This window comes from Embleya sp. NPDC056575, from assembly GCF_042793325.1.
Lineage (GTDB): Bacteria > Actinomycetota > Actinomycetes > Streptomycetales > Streptomycetaceae > Embleya.
In genome coordinates, this window is the sequence record NZ_JBHTVA010000010.1 from 82330 (window position 1) to 98804 (window position 16475).

Consider the following 16475-nt stretch of genomic DNA (forward strand, 5'->3'; position numbering starts at 1 on the left):
TGCCGCGACGTGGTCCCGGACTCCCCCGTTCGCCGCGGTGCGTGCCGTCACAGGGGGGTGCCGGTCCTGTCGACGGTCAGGTCGAGGAAATGGGCGGAGCAGGAGATGCACGGGTCGTGGTTGCGGATCAACCGTTCGCACAGGGTGGTCAGCGCGGCGTCGGTCGTGTCGCCGCCGGCCAGTCGGTCCTGGACCTGGCGGCGCAGGTCCTCTTCGATCGCCCCCTGGTTCTGCGCGGTGGGTGGGACCAAAGAGGCATCGGTGATGGTCCCTTGTGCGTCGAGGGTGTAGCGGTGGTAGAGCAGGCCGCGTGGCGCTTCGGTGGCGCCGTGGCCCGTGCCGGCGCGCGGTGGTACGTCGACGGCGGCACGCGGAGGGGGTTCGTAGGATTCGATCAGGCGCAGTGCCTCGTCGACGGCGTAGAGCACCTCGACGGCGCGAACGATGATGCTGCGGTAGGGATTTCGGCAGACCGTGCCCTGTCGGGGGTCGCCGAGTCCCGCCTCCAGGGCGGCTTGGAGCGCGAGCGGGGACAGCCAACGCCCGCTGATGGCGTAGCGGGCGAGTGAACCGGTCAGGTGGCGGCGGCCGTCGAGCCGCGAGTGCAGCGCGGTGGAGTGCGGCACCGGGTGTTCGACGACGTGGTCGTCGAACGCGGAGACGGCGAACGTGCGCGTGGGCAGTGCCCGGTCGCTGTCCGGGCGCAGGCCGGCGGTGTGCGGGGCCGGCATGACCGTCGGCGTGCCGGCCTCGATGGCGTAGCTGCCGGGTCGCGCCAGGGCGAGGAGGTCGTGGTCGCAGCCGGCGTCGGGGAACTCGAAGCCGGCCACCCAGCGCACCGTCTGCGCGGCGTCGTCCCGGGCTCGGCGCAACGTCTGTGCCAGGGGTCGTAGTTCGGCCGGGAACGGGACGCGGTGGAAGCCGCCGAGGCGGACGTTGACGGGGTGGATCGCCCGGCCGCCGAGCAGTTCGAGGATCGCGTTTCCGGCCTGTTTGAGCCGCAGGCCGCGTTCGACGTCGGCGCGGTAGGTGCGGGCCAGGTCGATGGCGCTGTCGCGGCCGAGGAAGTCGGGGGCGTGGAGCAGGTGGATGTGCAGTGTCTGGCTCTCGATCCACTCACCGCAGTAGAGCAGGCGTCGCAGGGCCGCGAGTTGTCCGTCCACCACGACACCGCAGGCGTCCTCGACCGCGCGGCAGGCGCTCGACTGATAGGCGACGGGGCAGATCCCGCAGACTCGGGAGGTGATGTCGGGTGGTTCGGTGTAGGAGCGTCCGCGCAAGAACGCCTCGAAGAAGCGTGGGGGTTCGTAGATGGCCAACCGGGCTTCGACGACCCGGTCGCCGTGCAGGTCCAGGTGCAGCGCGCTCTCGCCCTCCACTCGGGTGAGCGAACCGACGTGCAGCACACGCGAGCCGCGATGGGTCACCGGGACTCTTCCTCCTCGCGGGAGGCCGCGTCGAATTCCTCGGCGGCGGTGTTGAAGGTGCGCAGCACACGCACTACGTCGAGGGTGTCCATGCCGTCGCGTCGAAGCAGCGGAATGAAGGCGGGGAAATTGGTGGAGTCGGAGGGGCCGAAGCAGCCGTAGCAGCCGCGCCCGAACGTGGGGCACAGCGCGCCGCACCCGGCGTGGGTGACCGGACCGAGACAGGGGGTGCCGTGAGCCACGGTCACACAGGTCGTGCCGCGCTGTTTGCACTCGAAGCAGACGCTGTGTCGCGGTACACCGGGCGTGCGGCCGGCCAGGTGGGCGGTGATGACCTCCAGCAACTGGCCGCGGTCGATGGGGCAACCACGCAACTCGAAGTCGACGGGGACGTGGGCGGCGATGGGGGTGGAGGTGGCCAGGGTGGCGACGTAGTCGGGTCGGGCGTAGACGACGGCCTGGAATTCGGCGACGTCGGCGTAGTTGCGCAGGGCCTGGACGCCGCCGGCGGTCGCGCAGGCGCCGATGGTCACCAGGCGGCGTGAGACGGCTCGCACGTGCCGGATCCGCTCGATGTCCTGCTCGGTGGTCACCGATCCCTCGACCAGGGACAGGTCGTAGGGTCCGGGCGCGACGGCACTGGACGCTTCGAGGAAGTGTGAGATGTCGACGTGCGCGGCGATGCCGAGGAGTTCGTCCTCGCAGTCCAGCAGGGTGAGTTGGCAGCCGTCGCAGGAGGCGAATTTCCATACGGCGAGTTTTGGGCGCGGATGGCCGCCACCCGGCGTGTCGTTGTCGGGCATCGTCACAACTCCCGGACCGCGAGCAGGGGTTCGGCGTGGATCCAGTCGACGACGGGGCCGTCGCGGCAGAGCAGCAGGGGTCCGAGTTGGCAGTGCCCGCAGTGTCCGGTGCCGCAGTGCATCGTGCGCTCCAGCGAGACCCGGATCCGGTCCGGGGCGACGCCGCGGTGCACGAGGTCGGCGGCGGTGGCCCGGATCATCGGTTCGGGCCCGCAGACGAACGCCGCCGTCCGCGGCGGATCGAATTCGGCCCGGTCGATCAGCGTCGTGACCAGGCCGACGTCTTTCGTCCACTCGGGGCCGGCGCGGTCGACGGTGACGCGGACCCGGGCCGCCGCCTGCCAGGGCTCGTCGGGATAGAGCAGTTCGCCGGGTGTCCGCCCCCCGACGAGTACGTTCAGGTGTCCGTGGCGTTCGGGTGCGGCGAGTGCGGCAAGTACGAGGGGGCGCAGCGGCGCCAGGCCGATACCCCCGGCCACCACGAGGAGGTCGTGTCCTTCGGCTTCGCACAGGTCCCACCCGGTGCCGAAGGGACCGCGCACCCCGACGGTTTGGCCGACGCGCATGCCGTGCAGCGTGCCGGAGACGGCTCCGACGGCGCGGACGGTGTGTGTCAGGCGTGGGCCGTCGATGCCGCAGGCCGACAGGGGGATGTCGCCGACGCCGAAGGCGTACACCATGGCGAACTGGCCGGGGGCGAAGGGCGGAAGGGCCGCTCCGACGGGTTCCAGGGCGATCGTCGCGGTGTCCGGCGTATCGACCCGGCGCGCCACCACGCGGTACGGGACGGGCGTGGTCATGGTGTCGCGCCGCCGCTGCCGGGGGGTCCGTACAGGTCCAGCAGGCGGGTGCGAGTCGCCTTCAGTCGGCGTGCGATGACCTCGGCGACGCCGTGCGTGAGCGCGAGTCCGAAGTCGGTGTCCTCCTCGCAGGCGGCACGGATCGGCTCGGCGTCGAACTCGTACGCGGTGACGCCGGCGTGGCACCGCGCGCCGAGGTGCCATCGGTAGGGCTCGAACAACCAGGACCAGCCCAGCAGTTCGCCTTGCCCCAGGGTCTCCACGACGGTTGCGCGGCGGCCCGGGACATGGATGTCCAGCGCGACCAGTCCCGAGCGGACGAGCCAGAATCGGTCGGCGAGGCCCGCTTCCTCGAAGACGCGGGTCTCGGCGGGGAAGCGCACCTCCCGCGCGAAGGCGAGCAACCGCTCGCGGTGCGGGGGCGCGAGGGCGCCGAGGAAGCCGTACCGGGCCACGCTCATCCCACTTCCCGTCCCCGGCCCTGCTCGCGTTCCCGATGCAGTGCGTGGGCCTCTTCCGTGATGTCGATGCCGGTGGGGCACCACACGATGCAGCGACCGCATCCGACGCAACCCGAGCTGCCGAACTGGTCGTGCCAGGTGCCGAGTTTGTGGGTGGCCCACTGCCGGTATCGGCTGCGTGCGGAGTCGCGGACCGGGCCGGTCGAAAGATGGGTGAAGTCCCGGTCGAAGCAGGACTCCCAGTGTCGCCACCGTTCGGCGTGGTCGCCGGTGAGGTCGGTGACGTCCTCGACGCTGGTGCAGAAGCAGGTCGGGCACACCATCGTGCAGTTGCCGCAGGTCAGGCAACGGGCCGTCACGTCGTCCCAGCGCTCGGCGTCCAGGGTATCGCGCATCAGTGTGCGCAGGTCGACGAGCGGCATCGTTCGACCCATGCGGTCGGCCGCCTCGGCGACCCGCTCCCGGGCGGCGGAGCGGGTGGCGGAGTCGGCGGCGCGGCCGGGCAGTTCGGCGAGGACCGCCGCTCCTTCCCCGCTGGCGGCCCGGACCAGGAAGCGGTGGCCGTCGCCGTCGAGCACTTCGGTGAGCGCGAGGTCGTAGCCCTGTTCCACGGCGGGGCCGGACCCCATCGACACGCAGAAGCAGGTGGCCCCCGGCTCGGTGCACTCCACCGCCACCAGGAACACGCGGTCCCGGCGTCGGCGGTAGGCCGAGTCGCTGTATCGGCCGCCGGTCAGAACCCGGTCCTGAACGGCGATGGCTCGCAGGTCGCAGGGGCGCACGCCGAGGAACGCGTACGCCGGCACCGGGGTGTCGTCGGGCGTCACCACCATGCCGCCGTCGGCGGTGCGGTCGGCGCTCCACTCCCGTACCCGCGGCGGATGCAGGAACGTCTTCCACGACTGTGGGCCCGCGCTGTGCGCGAACACGGCGCCGTCCTCGCGCGCGACGAGTCGATAGCGTCCGGCTTCCAGTTCCACCCCCCAGCCGTAGGGCAGGTCCGTGCCGCCGGAGATTTCGGCGAGGGTGATCGCGCCGTCGCGGACGGTCGGCCCGATGACGGTGCGCCCCCGGCGGGCGAGGATGGTGATCAGGGCGTCCAGACCGTCCTTGTCGATCACCGCGTCGTCGCACCGCATCATTCGCCGACCTCCGCATCGCGATCCGATCCCGCATCAGTATCGTCACGATGTGTGCCACTTTCGTGACCTGTCGCAATCATTCCTGATCCAGGTGGGCCAATCGTTCCCTCGTTCGGGTCCGAAGCGACCGTCGGGAGGGCGCGACGGGGAGGGGAGGTGTCATGGACGTGAGCGTACGAATCGTCGTCATCGGTGTCGGCAACGAGTATCGGCGCGATGACGGCGTGGGATGGGCGGTCGTGGCCCGTTTGGCCGAGCAGGCCGCCACGTCCCCGCTGCCGGCCGGTGTCACCTTGCGCACGTGCGACGGCGATCCCGCTCGGCTGATCGCGTTGTGGGACGGCGCCGATCTCGCCGTCGTGGTCGACGCCGCCCACGCCCACCCCGGACGGCCGGGGCGCGTGCACCGCCTGGTACTCGACGCGGAGCGGTTGCCCCCGTCCGGCGATACGACGAGTTCCCATGGCCTCGGTCTCGGAGAAGCCGTCGAACTAGCCCGCGTATTGGACCGCCTGCCCGGGCGTTTGGTCGTCTATGCGGTCGAGAGCGCCGACACCGGCCCGGGCAACGGCATGACCGGGGCCGTGGCCGCGGCGGTGGAACCCCTCGCACGGCGAATCTCGCGAGAAATCGGCTCGCGTGCCGAGTGAGGGATTCGTCAAGCAAGGCCCGAGCCCTCCGCACGCGCGGGGCGACCCACAGGCGGTTCGATCCTTGCCTTCACTGCGCGGAAGGGCGGTCGGGCTGTCGGGCGGGGACGTCGACGACGGAATCGGGGCGAGGATGGGCGCCCAAATGATCGTTCAGGCGCCGCAGTTGCTCCTCCATGGCCTGCAGGCGTTTGTCCAGGCGCGCGTATTCGAGGCGTTCCTCGGCCTGTTGCTCGGGGAGGATCAACCGTGTGGCGATGGTCGCGGTGACCACGCCCATCATGCCGATGCCCACCACCATCAGCACCGCACCGACCATGCGACCCTCGGTGGTGACCGGGTGCAGATCGCCGTACCCGACGGTGGTGATCGTACTGATCGCCCACCACAGAGCGTCCGGGTAACCCGTGATGTTCGCGTCCGAAGCACGGCGTTCCGGCTCCAGGACGGCGGCGGCGCCGGCGACCAGGATCGTGAGGACCAACACGACCGTGCTCGCCAACAGGCGGCCGGTGCGCCCGCTGCGGGCGACGGCCCCGACCCGGCCGATCACCGCGATCAGGCGCAACACCCGCGTCGCGGGCATCGCGACCGCGGCAAGATCCAGCGGGTGGGCGCGCACGAACCTCCAGCGGTCCCGGCTGAGTCCGAGCCTGACGAGGTAGTCGGTCAGGAAGGCCGCCCACACCCCGTACTCGATCCACAGCACCGGGCGCTCGCGGGCCTGTAACGCCTCGCTCAGGACGAACGTGGTCAACGAAACGGCCGCCAGGAGGGTCAGCCACGGGGTTATCGCGCTCTCCCACCGCTGATATGCCGTGGGCTCCTGGTCTCCGTTCGGGCCCCGCATCACGAACTCCGTCACGGTAGGGACATCGCCGGACCGACCGGGGGTCGCTCCCCGCGCATGCTAAACGACGGCGCGGGCCTCTCGCGAGGTCGGCAGGTCCGTCGCACCCCGAAGGTCAATCGGGAAGCATATTCGGATGACGAGGGCCACGCTCCCCGTGATCGTCGCGCTTCCCGTACAGGTCCACCAGTACGTCGAGCAGGTCGTGGTCGGTCAGTACGCCCACGGGGCGAGTCGTCTCGTCCACCACCAGGAGGGCGTCGAGGCCGGCTCCCAGAAGTCGCTCGCTCGCGCTGATCACGTCGATGTCGGGGGCGACGAGACAGGGTTCGGATCCGAGCACGTCCCTTGCCGTGCGGTGCTTGAGTCCCAGGGGATCGAGAGCCCACACCGACGCGAGGTCGCGGTCACTGAGCAAACCCACGGCGTGACCCTCGTCGACGACGGCCACGTGGCGCAGATGGGCCGTGAGCATACGATCCATGGCCTGCCACAGGGTGTCCTGGCCGGCGACGGCGACAACGGGGCCGTGCATCACCTCGCGAACCGCCGGAACAGGCGTCGCTCGCCCTGGATGAACGTGTGTCGTGGACATGATTCACCTGCTCGGATTCGAGGTTGTTCGAGATTCTCCGGGTCGATCGGCGATCAGGACCGCCGCGCCGTGCACTCGATCCGCGGCGAGATCGGCGAGCGCGTGGTCCGCGCGGCCCATGGGGTAGGGGGTGGTCGTCACGTGTAGGTCGATCTCCCTCGCCAGGCGTAGGAACTCGACGCCGTCGTCGCGGGTGTTCGCGGTGACGCTGCGCAGATTACGTTCCCGAAACAGATGCCGCTGGTAGTTCAGCGGCGGAATGTCCGTCAGGTGTATGCCCGCCACCGCCACGGTTCCGGAAGCGTCGAGTGCCGCCAAGGCGGCCGGCACGATGTCGCCGACGGGGGCGAAGACGATGGCCGAGTCCAGCGGTTCGGGTGGGGACTCGTAAGTGTCGCCGGCGGTGGCGGCGCCGAGTTCCAGGGCCAGTCGGCGGGCCTGTGCGGAGCGGGTCATGACATGGACGGACGCGCCCCGCGCCAGGGCGATCTGTGCGGCGAGGTGGGCCGACGCGCCGAAACCGTAGATGCCGAGCCTGCCACCGGGTGGAAGGTCGGCGCGCCGCAGGGCCCGGTAGCCGATGATGCCCGCGCACAGCAGCGGCGCCAGGTGTTCGGCGTCGCGATCGGCGGGCAGCGCGTACGCGTAGTCCTCCGGCACCGAGGCGACGTCGGCGAACCCGCCGTCCGCGTCCCAACCGGTGTACGTCGAATCGGGGCACAGGTTCTCGGCGCCGCTTCGGCAGTGGCGGCATTTCCCACAGGTGTGGCGAAGCCAGGCGATGCCGACGCGGTCACCGGGGACGAAGCGCGTCGCGTGCGTGCCGACTGACTCCACGACGCCCACCACTTCGTGCCCGGGGACGGTGTTCGCCCGGTGCGGCGCCAGGTCGCCCTCCGCGAGGTGCAGGTCCGTACGGCACACGCCGCACGCCTCCACCCGCACCAGGATCTCCCCCGGGCCCGGCTCCGCCGGCTCGTATTCCACGAGTTCGAGGGGATGGGTGTCGATCGGCCCGGGGCGCGTCACCACCCATGATCGCCCGGCGCGCCCACGCGCGGAGGTATCGGTGCCCATGAGTCTCGCCCCCATGCGGGATGGTCGAGCGCTGTGCCTTCGTCTTCCAGAGTCGTAAGCGCGGGCCATGGAGCACAGGGCCGATGGTGCCGTACGCCCGGGCCGAACGTCCTGTCGGCGCCCCCGTGCCGTGCCGTCGTTCATCGCGGTCCCGCTCAAGCGGAGCGGTGGGAGCGCCGGATTCGAAGGTGTCACATGGCGCCGGACCAATCGTGGGTGTCGTCGGTGCGGTAGGCGATGTGCTCGTGTACCGAGACCACGCCGTCGACGCTGTGGCACAGTCGTTCGATGACGGGGATTCGACTTTTGAACTCGACGGATCCCCCCAGGGTGACCTGCCCCTCGTGTACCTCGACCGTCACCTCGGAGGGGGCAAGGCGCAACATTCGCCGCAGGATGTCCTGATCGATCTCGTCGCGAATGGCGTCGTCGCCCCGTAGGAAGACGCGCAGCAGGTCACCGCGGCTGACGATGCCCTGTAGCCGGTCCTCCTCGTCCACCACCGGGAGTCGCTTGATGTCGTGCACCGCCATGAGGCGGGCCGCGCCGGCCACGGTCCAGTCCGGACGTACGCACACCGCGGGCGCCGACATCAATTCCTCGGCCCGCACGCCCTCGGCGTCGGCCCGTTCCCACGCCTGTGAATCAGAAGGCCGGCTCGGGTCGGGCGGGTCGGCCCGGGTGGTGGACCTGCGGAGCAGGTCGGCCTCGGACACCACGCCCATCGGACGGTCCGACACGTCCACGACGGGCACCGCTGTGACGTGGTTGCCCGCCAGGAGTTCGACGATCTCCTTGAACCGCGTGTCGGGCCGTACCCGGACGACCTCCCTGGTCATGCACTCGGCAACCGTTCGGTGATGCATGGCGCCTCTCCTTCAGGGGCGTCGCCGTCGGTGCTCTTCACCCGCTCGAGGCGACCGCCTTCCGACCGCGACCGCGGCCCGGCAACTTCGTGTCAGCCGCGCTGTTTCGATCCGAACATCGCTTCAGGCTTCTCGATGTGCGTTTCCGGACCGGGAAAGAACAACGATTCGTGGTCGTCCTCGGTCCAGCGCACCGTGTAGGGCGGAGTGCCGTCCGCGTGCTCGACCCGGATCACCAGGCCGACGCGTCGAGGCTCGCCCACGTGTGGGGACTCGACCACCACCCAGTCGCCTACCCGCGCCTCCATGTCGCCGCTCCCCTTTCCGACTTTCCGAGTTCACGGCGGCGGCAGGGCTTTCGCCGGCCGCCAACCCCAGAATGCGCCGACGACTCGTACTCGCACAGGGCCGAACGGCCCGGGCCGACCGAGCGGCGGCTCGACGCCGCACATCGGGTCGGCCGCTTCTCGCCGCGCCGGGTCGCGTATGGGACTCATGGCCCGGGTCCTTCGGGGACGTCCGGCCCTGTGGCCCCCGGGCCGAATCCCCGAAACTGGTCATATCCGGCGCCGGCCCCGCGGAGGCGGCCCCGACGCGCCGTTCCCGGCATACGGCCGCACCGATGGGCCGTGGGGAGAGATCGATATGGCGAACGCATCCCTGAGTCCCGCGGATATGCGGCACCTGGCTGCCGCGGGCGGCGCGGCACCTTCACTCCAAAACAGTCAACCGTGGTACTTCCGAGCCACGAAAGACGATCGCGGGATCACGGTGTACGCGGACAGGACGCGTGCCGTTCCGCTCACCGATCCCGATGGTCGGGCCCTGTACATCTCGGTCGGCGCGGCCGTTTTCAACATGCGTGTCGCCGCCGGACGACTGGGCCGGGATCCGCACGTGACGCTGCTGCCCGAGGGGGTCGAACCGCCTGCGGCGGCCGTACTCGATCTGAGTCGATTCACCCACGACTCGCGGCCGTACGGTCCGGATCTCTACCCGGCGATCGGTGACCGGCACTCCAGCCGACTGCCGTTCGCCAACCGTGACGTGCCGGAGCGCGTCGTCGGTGAACTCATCACCGCCGCCGCGGCGGAAGGCGTGGTCCTGGACGTGCTGGAGGAGGCCGACGCCCGCCGCGTGCTGAACCTGACGGCCGAGGCCGAACGACGCACGGCCGCGGACCTCGCCCGGCAGGCGGAAACCCGCACATGGCTGCGACTCGAGGAACTCACCACCGACGGCATCCCGCGTGCGGCCCTGGGCCCACAGGACCACGACGCCCGGGTGCCGGTGCGCGCCTTCACCGGGCACCCGCCCGCCTTTCCCACCTCCACGCGGCGCTTCGAGGCACTGCCCCAGGTGGCCACCCTGACCACACGCTTCGACCGTCCGGAAGACTGGCTGCGCGCGGGGCAGGCCATGGAGCGGGTATGGCTGCTGGCGACCGTCCACGGCTTGCGTATGTCGGTCCTGCATCAGGCCGTCGAATGGCCGGATACCCGTGCGACCCTGCGCGACCCGCGGACCGGCCCCGGTCACGTCCAGATGGTGCTGCGGATGGGGTACGGGCCTCCCGGAGCCCCAACCCCTCGCCGACCCGTGACGGAGACTCTACGGCCGGCCGCGGACGACGCCGGCACGAAGACCCCGAACGCGACGGTCACGGGAACGGACACGGGCCGGACCTGATCGGCGTGGAACCTCTGGTGGGCGTGCCGACCACGTCACGCGCAACGCCGACTACGGCACGGCCCCGGCCTCGGTGTCGTAGGCGACCCCGGCGGCCGTGCGGGTGGCGGTCCGTGCTCGTGGGCGCCCGTCGCCGTGGCCCGTTCCGAGGAGGGTCGGGGTGCGCGCGACGGCGGATTCGTTCATCCGCTCCGCGGCCTCGTGCAGCATCTCGGTGGGCGAACGGAAGGCGTCACGCACCCGGTTCGGGTCCATGAGATAGGCCGCGACCCGGGGCGCTGTTTCCGGGGGCACCACAAGCAGTTCCCGGAAAGGGTCGATCAGTGAGAACAGTTCGACCCTGTGCGGATCCTGCCCGGCCACGAACCCGCCCCAACGCACCACCCGGCCGAGTCCGGTGATCCGGAACGGCCGGGGCGGGCCGGGCCACAGGGTGCGGTCGAGCGTCGCTCGCGAGTAGGAACCCACGGGTTCCATCGCCGTGAACAGCGCCGCCAGTTCTTCGACCGTCGCCCGGGAGTGCGGCCACCACACCCCGTCCAACTCATCGCTCCTGCCCCCACCGCACGCGAACATCGTCAAACGCGCGGGCCCATCCGCCTCCGTCACCGTCACGCTCAGCATGGGGATTCGCCTACCCGACCGGACCCGCGCTTTCGAACTCGGTCGGCGCGAGTGCCGGCGTCCTCACGACGTCACTCTCGTTCTCTCCACGGTAGCCCCGGGGCGGGCGGAACAGGAACCGCGCGCCGGGTACGCATGTGGATCCGCGATCAACCCCGCCCCCGGCGGTCATCCCGCCGCCCCGTCGTCGTGGATCCGAGTCAGGACACGTACCAGGTCGTGGTTGGTGACGATACCGAGCGGCAGTCGGGATCGACCGGAGACGATCAGCGCGTCGACGCCCGCGTCGAGCATACGTTCGACGGCCGTGAGCGCGTCGATCTCCGGTCGCACGATCGGCACGCACCGCCGTAGGAGCTCGGTGACGCTGCGGGGACCCCATCCCAGATGCCGGCAGCGGTGCATCGCCCGCGGTTCGGCGAGGTCCCGGTCACGGAGCACCCCCACGGCCTCGCCGTTGCCCGGATCGATCACAACGAGATGGCGCACTCCGAGCGCGAGCATCAACTCGCGGGCTCTGCGCGGGGTGTCCGTGAGGGACACGTACGCGACCGGCGCGCTCATGACGTCGCTCACCCTGGGAATCGAATCGTGTGGCGTCAAGACCCGCTTCGGTTCCGTCGTCTGCGTCCTCGCGGAGTTCACATCGCTCTCCGTCGATCCGTCCGCCCGGGGCGTCCCCTCGGCGTGGGGTGGATCCGCCTCGTCCACGCCCCCACCGTCCGACGCGGCGATACCTCCTCGTAAGGGTCGATCGGCCCTGTCGGGTGGGCCGGTCGGCTCCGGTGCTCGTCGAACATTCGACGCACCATGAAGGCGGAAGCCGGTTCGGCATCCGAGGAAGGTGAGGGCGATGGAAGCGCTTTCGACCCTGGCGGTGGCGCCCGCACGCCACGTGGGACACATGTACGAGGACGACGGCTGGAACTGGGTGTGGGGGTCGGTGATGATGCTGCTCCTGATCGCGGCGATCGTCGCGGTGGTGTGGTTCCTGGCACGCGGCGCCGCACACGGTCGCGGACCCTCGGAGCCGGCCGGTCCGTCGGCGACCGAGGTATTGGCTCAGCGCTACGCCCGAGGCGAGATCGACACCGAGGAGTACCGCGAGCGCATGGCGGTCCTGACCACCGGCTCGCACACGCCGGGTGGAAGCAAGGGTCGTGGCCGGGGCGACTCGGACACATGGGGCGGCTGACGCCGCGTGCGTGTTTCAGAGAGTGAACGTACGGCTGCCACCGGGCGGGATCTCGACCACCGCGCCGCGGAATCCGATCGGGACCGGACCACCCTGTCCCGGGCGCAGGCTCACGGTCACTTCCCGCCGGTCGACCTCGACCACCACGCCCCAGTGCCCCCGGTAGCGCAGTTCGACCTCCAGTCGACGCAAGCGGGCGGGGAGGCGAGGATCGAGCCACAGTACGTCACCACGCGTGTCCAGCCCGGTGTAGCAGCGTTGCATCAGGTCGACCGTCCCGGCCATGGCGCCGAGGTGGATGCCTTCGGCTGTGGTTCCCCCTTGGACGTCGTGGACGTCACCGCCCAGGGCGTCGCGAAAGAATCGCCACGATCGCCGGCGGTCGGTGCGGGCCAGCACCCACGCGTGCACCACCGAACTGAGCGTCGATCCGTGCACGGTTCGGGCCCGGTAGTACTCGACGGTGCGCTGCGTCATCTCGTGGGCCGCCGAATAGCCCAGGCTTCGCAACAGTCCGCGAATCTCCCGGGCGGGGAACAGGTAGTAGAGCATCAGCACGTCGGCTTGTTTGGACGCCTTGTAGCGGTTCACGCTGTCGCCCTCGGCCTCCAGGATGCGGTCCAGGCGTCGATTGTTCGGGTATCGCCGGCGGTAGCGCGGCCAGTCCAGTTCGGCGAGGCGCTCGTATCCGGCGAATTGACTGGGCACGCCGTCGTGGAAGGGGACGAAGAGTCGACGGGCGACCGTCCGCCATCGGTCGAATTCGTCGTGGGTCAGGTCGAGGCGTTCGGTCAATTCGTCGCGTCGGTAGCCGGGCAGCGCGTCGAGCGCGTCGAGCGCGCGGGACAGCACCCATGCCGCGAGCACGTTCGTGTAGGTGTTGTCGTCGATGCCGGGGTCGTCGGCCCACGGATAGGCGTCGTGATACTCGTCGGGACCCATCACGCCGCGGATCCGGTAGCGCTCCAAGGCGGGGTCGTACCGGGCGGTGTTTGCCCAGAAGCGGGCGATCTCCAGCAACATTTCCGCACCGGACGTGTCGAGGAAGTCGATGTCGCCGGTGGCCTGGTAGTACTGCCACGTGTTGTAGGCGACAGCCAGACCGACGTGGCGTTGCAGGTGTGTGCGATCGGGGAGCCACCGTCCGGACATCGGGTTGAGGTGTGTGCTCGGGGCCTGCTCGGTGCCGTCGGCGGCGCTCTGCCACGGGTACATGGCCCCGCGCACGCCGATGTCCGCGGCGGCCTGTCTGGCGGCGTCCAGGCGCCGGTACCGGTATCGCAGCACGGCGCGACTGATCTGCGGCGTACGCAGGTTGAGCGTTCGCAGCACGAACAGTTCGTCCCAGAAAACGTGTCCGCGATATCCCTCGCCGTGCCAGCCGCGGGCCGGCATTCCGGCATCGAGGTCGACGGTGTGTTCGGAGTAGGTCTGCGCGGTGTGAAACAGGTGCAGGTGAAGGGTGTTGTCCTCGCCGGCGCGGTCGGTGAACTCCGCTTCGGTGCGGAATCGGCGCCACAGTTGGTCCCAGCGGGTGACGTGGTCGCGCAACAGGGTGTCGAAGGAGCCCGTGCGCGAGAGCGCGCGCAGGGCTGTGGTCCGTGGATCGCCCACGGCCGGGTCCTTGGAGGTGTATACGGCCACCGTCTTGTCCATGATCAGTGACTGCCGTGCGACGGCTTCGACGGTGAAGATCCGCCCTGGTCGGCCGGGGAGTGACTCGGGTTCGGACGCGACGTCGACGGTCGCGCCGTCGAGGCGGAGGCCGACGCGCGCCGCCAGCGCGATGTGCAGTGGGGATCCGAGGGCGTGCACACACAACCACAGGGCCTCCTTCTCGCACCCCTGCCCGGTCGGAGTCAGGTGGCGGCCGACCAGGTCCCGGTAGCGGGCGACTCCGGTGTTGGCGACGGTGCCGTCCAGCGCCGCGCGCACGTGCAGCGGGCCCGACCAGTTCTCCGGGGTCAGCACCGTCTCCAGGGCCGCGATGTGCGGTTCGGCGAGACTGACGAATCGCCGTTGCCGCAGGCGCGTGCGCCGGCCGGCCGCGTCGACGATCAGCGCGTCCCGTGTCAGTACTCCCCGGCGCAGGTCGAGTTCCAGGCGCTGGGACACGATCCGCGTCGAGGGGTCCTCACCGAACCATCCGGTCGCGCCGCCGGCTCGGAACGTGACCGGCAGCCAGTTCGGGCAATTGATCAGATCCTCGTTCTCCACCCGACGCCCGTCGATCGTCGAGAGCACACGATCGTAGCGACCGGCGAGATAGGTGCCGGGGTAGTGGATCCCGTCGGCACGCGACTCCGGCGCGGCCCCTCGGGTCACCAGATAGCCGTTGCCGACCGCGCACAGCGCCTCTCTCCGGCCCTCGTCCTGGGCTTCGTAGCCTTGGAATGCCAGAGTCCAGGGATCCTGCGGGGGTGGGCGTCTGGGTCTGCTCATCGGATCGATATCCGCTCTCCCGGGCGAGGCACGACGGCCGTCCAGCCCGGTTCCGCATCGAGTCGGTCCCGCAGTGCCTGGGCGCCTGCCGAACATCTTCAGGGTACGCGCGCCCTCCACCGGGTCGCGCGCCCTTGTGCACTCAGTGCTCGATGCGGCCGGTCCACGTCGGCTCCACGACCGCCCACTCCCGCTCCCAGTCCCGGGCGCGCCGGCGGGAGGTCAACAGTTGCTCCGCGCCGAACGCCCCGGCCGTGACCATGATTGACGCGGCGAACGCGAGCATCCCGGCGGTGATCGCGTCGACGACGATCGCGTCGTGGGTCGGTGGGGGTGTGGTGGGTCGGCCCTCGGCGTCGAGCCAGATGCCGGTCGTGTCGCCCGCCGCTCCCCCGAGCGGCACCTGCGCCACGCCGGTGTGGGTGGTGCCATCGGCCGCGACCCAGCTCACATCCGCCGCCACCGTCTCGGCGCCGGGTCGGGCCACGATGGGCGGCTTGATCATCAGCACGGCGGAAACCCGGTGCTTGTGCGCGAGTTCGCGGCTCCGAGCGGTCTCGCCGGAGTGGATCCGGACATGGACGGCCGCCAGGACGACCAGCGGCACCAGGATCAGGGCCAGGATCGTCAGCGCGAGCGTGGACCGCAGGTGCGTGACGTCGCAGCGCCGATACAGCGGCTCGCGGCCGAGGAGGGCGCGCATGCGGCGTCGCCCTCGTGCGAGCGTTCCGGGCCCGTGCGGCCTCGCGGCGTTCATGGCGCGGTGGCGGGTATCGGCACGACGGCCACCGGGCAGGACGCGTGGTGCAGTACCGCGTGCGTGGTGGGGCCCAGGCGCATCGGGAAGGGGCCGTGGGCGCGGTGGGCGGCGACCACCAGCAGGTCCGCGTGCGCGGCGACGCCGATCAACGCGTAGGCGGGCGCCCCGGTGGTGACCATGGCCTCGATCGTGACATCCGGCGCCTTGGCCCTGATCGGCTCCAGGATCTCGGTCAGGAGGTGGTCGTGGGTGGTCGCCATGTCCAGCGGGTCGCCCAGCAGCGGCGCCACCACGCCCGGGAAGTAGCCCGCCATCGTCAGCGTCCACACGTGGACGGGGATCACCCTGCCGCCGATGAGGCGCGCCCGCTCCACGGCGAACTCGACCGCCGGCGTGTCGCTGTGATCGGCGACGCCCACGACGACACTCGGGGTGTCCACCTCGTCGGCCTCCGCGGGCACGACCACCACGGGGCAGGACGTGTGCGCGCACACCCGCAGGGACACCGATCCGAGCAGCAGGCCCGCGAAGCCGCCGTGGCCCCGCGTGCCCACCACGATCGTCTCCGCCCGTCGGCTCGCCTCCAGGATCGCGTCCGCCGCCGGTCCCTCGGGCAGGGAGGTTTCGACGGTCAGGTGGGGGTACGCCGCGTGGCTCCGGGCCGCCGCCTCTTCCAGGAGGGCCCGGGCGCCCCTGCGGACCTCGTCCGCGCGGGCATGGCCACCGAAGGCGGCCGGCGGGACGGCCATCGTCAGGTGGAGCGGCGTCTTCGCGGCGGCGGCGGCGCGGGTACCCCACGCGAGTGCGCGCTCGCCCCCCGGTGAGCCGTCGTAGCCGACCAGGACCCCGAGGTCGGGGAGATGGGTTCCGGTGCTCATGACTTGTCCAATCGTCGCCGAACGACGCCTCGGGCGGCGGAGTCGGGTTTTGCGACATCCGGTCGGCCCCTCACCCTCAGGGTGCGCCCACGCGACGGGCGGACACAGGGCTGCCCGGTACCGCGGGACCGGGACCTTCGGCCCGGTCGACCATCCCCACCGGCCCTGTGCCGGAGGTCGCGAGGGCTCGATGGTGGAGACAGGGCGAACCGCGCG

The 16475-nt window shown here is 70.7% G+C and carries 18 protein-coding genes; 3 read left to right on the plus strand and 15 right to left on the minus strand.

Annotated features, from left to right (window positions below):
* Window positions 1-47: 47 nt before the first annotated feature.
* The 5 genes from ACFRCG_RS10165 to ACFRCG_RS10185 are packed head-to-tail and all read right to left on the minus strand — an operon-like array spanning window position 48 to window position 4633.
* Complete coding sequence (locus ACFRCG_RS10165) at window positions 48-1427, minus strand: Ni/Fe hydrogenase subunit alpha (protein ID WP_380030344.1); 1380 nt, start codon at window positions 1425-1427, stop codon at window positions 48-50.
* Window positions 1424-2230, minus strand: coding sequence for an oxidoreductase (locus tag ACFRCG_RS10170; protein WP_380005867.1), 807 nt, complete (start codon window positions 2228-2230; stop codon window positions 1424-1426). The genes ACFRCG_RS10165 and ACFRCG_RS10170 overlap by 4 nt, the downstream gene beginning before the upstream one ends.
* A gap of 2 nt (window positions 2231-2232) precedes the next feature.
* Window positions 2233-3030 carry an FAD/NAD(P)-binding protein gene (locus ACFRCG_RS10175; RefSeq protein WP_380030345.1) on the minus strand — a complete coding sequence of 266 codons (798 nt, stop codon included), beginning with the start codon at window positions 3028-3030 and terminating at the stop codon, window positions 2233-2235.
* Complete coding sequence (locus tag ACFRCG_RS10180; RefSeq protein WP_380030346.1) at window positions 3027-3491, minus strand: cyclic nucleotide-binding domain-containing protein; 465 nt, start codon at window positions 3489-3491, stop codon at window positions 3027-3029. Before ACFRCG_RS10180 ends, ACFRCG_RS10175 begins: the two co-directional genes overlap by 4 nt.
* Window positions 3488-4633 carry a 4Fe-4S dicluster domain-containing protein gene (locus ACFRCG_RS10185; protein ID WP_380030347.1) on the minus strand — a complete coding sequence of 382 codons (1146 nt, stop codon included), beginning with the start codon at window positions 4631-4633 and terminating at the stop codon, window positions 3488-3490. The genes ACFRCG_RS10180 and ACFRCG_RS10185 overlap by 4 nt, the downstream gene beginning before the upstream one ends.
* 161 nt (window positions 4634-4794) lie before the next feature.
* On the opposite strand from ACFRCG_RS10185, the gene ACFRCG_RS10190 reads away from it, so the two are divergent.
* The gene (locus ACFRCG_RS10190) at window positions 4795-5283 is read left to right on the plus strand and encodes a hydrogenase maturation protease (protein ID WP_380030348.1); all 489 of its coding nucleotides are present in this window, start codon (window positions 4795-4797) and stop codon (window positions 5281-5283) included.
* Window positions 5284-5353: 70 nt separating this feature from the next.
* Here ACFRCG_RS10190 and ACFRCG_RS10195 read toward each other — a convergent pair whose 3' ends face one another.
* The 5 genes from ACFRCG_RS10195 to ACFRCG_RS10215 all read right to left on the minus strand — a co-directional run bounded on the left by ACFRCG_RS10195 (window position 5354) and on the right by ACFRCG_RS10215 (window position 8979).
* Entirely contained in the window at window positions 5354-6133 is a 780-nt protein-coding gene (locus ACFRCG_RS10195; protein ID WP_380030349.1) for a potassium channel family protein, read from the minus strand.
* Window positions 6134-6248: 115 nt separating this feature from the next.
* Window positions 6249-6668 carry a CBS domain-containing protein gene (locus tag ACFRCG_RS10200; RefSeq protein ID WP_380030350.1) on the minus strand — a complete coding sequence of 140 codons (420 nt, stop codon included), beginning with the start codon at window positions 6666-6668 and terminating at the stop codon, window positions 6249-6251.
* A 63-nt stretch (window positions 6669-6731) separates the two neighbouring features.
* Window positions 6732-7805, minus strand: a complete 1074-nt coding sequence (locus tag ACFRCG_RS10205) for a zinc-dependent alcohol dehydrogenase family protein (protein WP_380030351.1) — start codon at window positions 7803-7805, stop codon at window positions 6732-6734.
* Window positions 7806-7996: 191 nt separating this feature from the next.
* Complete coding sequence (locus ACFRCG_RS10210; RefSeq protein ID WP_380030352.1) at window positions 7997-8671, minus strand: CBS domain-containing protein; 675 nt, start codon at window positions 8669-8671, stop codon at window positions 7997-7999.
* Window positions 8672-8763: 92 nt separating this feature from the next.
* A complete protein-coding gene (locus tag ACFRCG_RS10215) occupies window positions 8764-8979 on the minus strand; it encodes a DUF1918 domain-containing protein (protein WP_380030353.1) in 216 nt (71 codons plus the stop codon).
* Between the two features lie 367 nt (window positions 8980-9346).
* Here ACFRCG_RS10215 and ACFRCG_RS10220 point away from each other — a divergent pair, with 367 nt between their 5' ends.
* Window positions 9347-10360 (plus strand): Acg family FMN-binding oxidoreductase, encoded by a 1014-nt coding sequence (locus tag ACFRCG_RS10220; protein WP_380030469.1) that lies wholly within the window; start codon window positions 9347-9349, stop codon window positions 10358-10360.
* Between the two features lie 51 nt (window positions 10361-10411).
* On the opposite strand, the gene ACFRCG_RS10225 is transcribed toward ACFRCG_RS10220, so the two are convergent.
* Together ACFRCG_RS10225 and ACFRCG_RS10230 are read right to left on the minus strand one after the other, a co-directional pair.
* Window positions 10412-10984 (minus strand): DUF5994 family protein, encoded by a 573-nt coding sequence (locus ACFRCG_RS10225; protein WP_380030354.1) that lies wholly within the window; start codon window positions 10982-10984, stop codon window positions 10412-10414.
* A 168-nt stretch (window positions 10985-11152) separates the two neighbouring features.
* The gene (locus tag ACFRCG_RS10230; protein WP_380030355.1) at window positions 11153-11560 is read right to left on the minus strand and encodes an HPP family protein; all 408 of its coding nucleotides are present in this window, start codon (window positions 11558-11560) and stop codon (window positions 11153-11155) included.
* 277 nt (window positions 11561-11837) lie between these two features.
* Here ACFRCG_RS10230 and ACFRCG_RS10235 point away from each other — a divergent pair, with 277 nt between their 5' ends.
* Window positions 11838-12179 carry an SHOCT domain-containing protein gene (locus ACFRCG_RS10235; protein WP_380030356.1) on the plus strand — a complete coding sequence of 114 codons (342 nt, stop codon included), beginning with the start codon at window positions 11838-11840 and terminating at the stop codon, window positions 12177-12179.
* A gap of 15 nt (window positions 12180-12194) precedes the next feature.
* On the opposite strand, the gene ACFRCG_RS10240 is transcribed toward ACFRCG_RS10235, so the two are convergent.
* The 3 genes from ACFRCG_RS10240 to ACFRCG_RS10250 form a co-directional block, all read right to left on the minus strand.
* Complete coding sequence (locus ACFRCG_RS10240) at window positions 12195-14621, minus strand: glycoside hydrolase family 65 protein (protein ID WP_380030357.1); 2427 nt, start codon at window positions 14619-14621, stop codon at window positions 12195-12197.
* Between the two features lie 142 nt (window positions 14622-14763).
* The gene (locus ACFRCG_RS10245; RefSeq protein WP_380030358.1) at window positions 14764-15324 is read right to left on the minus strand and encodes a hypothetical protein; all 561 of its coding nucleotides are present in this window, start codon (window positions 15322-15324) and stop codon (window positions 14764-14766) included.
* A gap of 50 nt (window positions 15325-15374) precedes the next feature.
* The gene (locus tag ACFRCG_RS10250) at window positions 15375-16259 is read right to left on the minus strand and encodes a universal stress protein (protein WP_380030359.1); all 885 of its coding nucleotides are present in this window, start codon (window positions 16257-16259) and stop codon (window positions 15375-15377) included.
* Window positions 16260-16475: the final 216 nt, after the last annotated feature.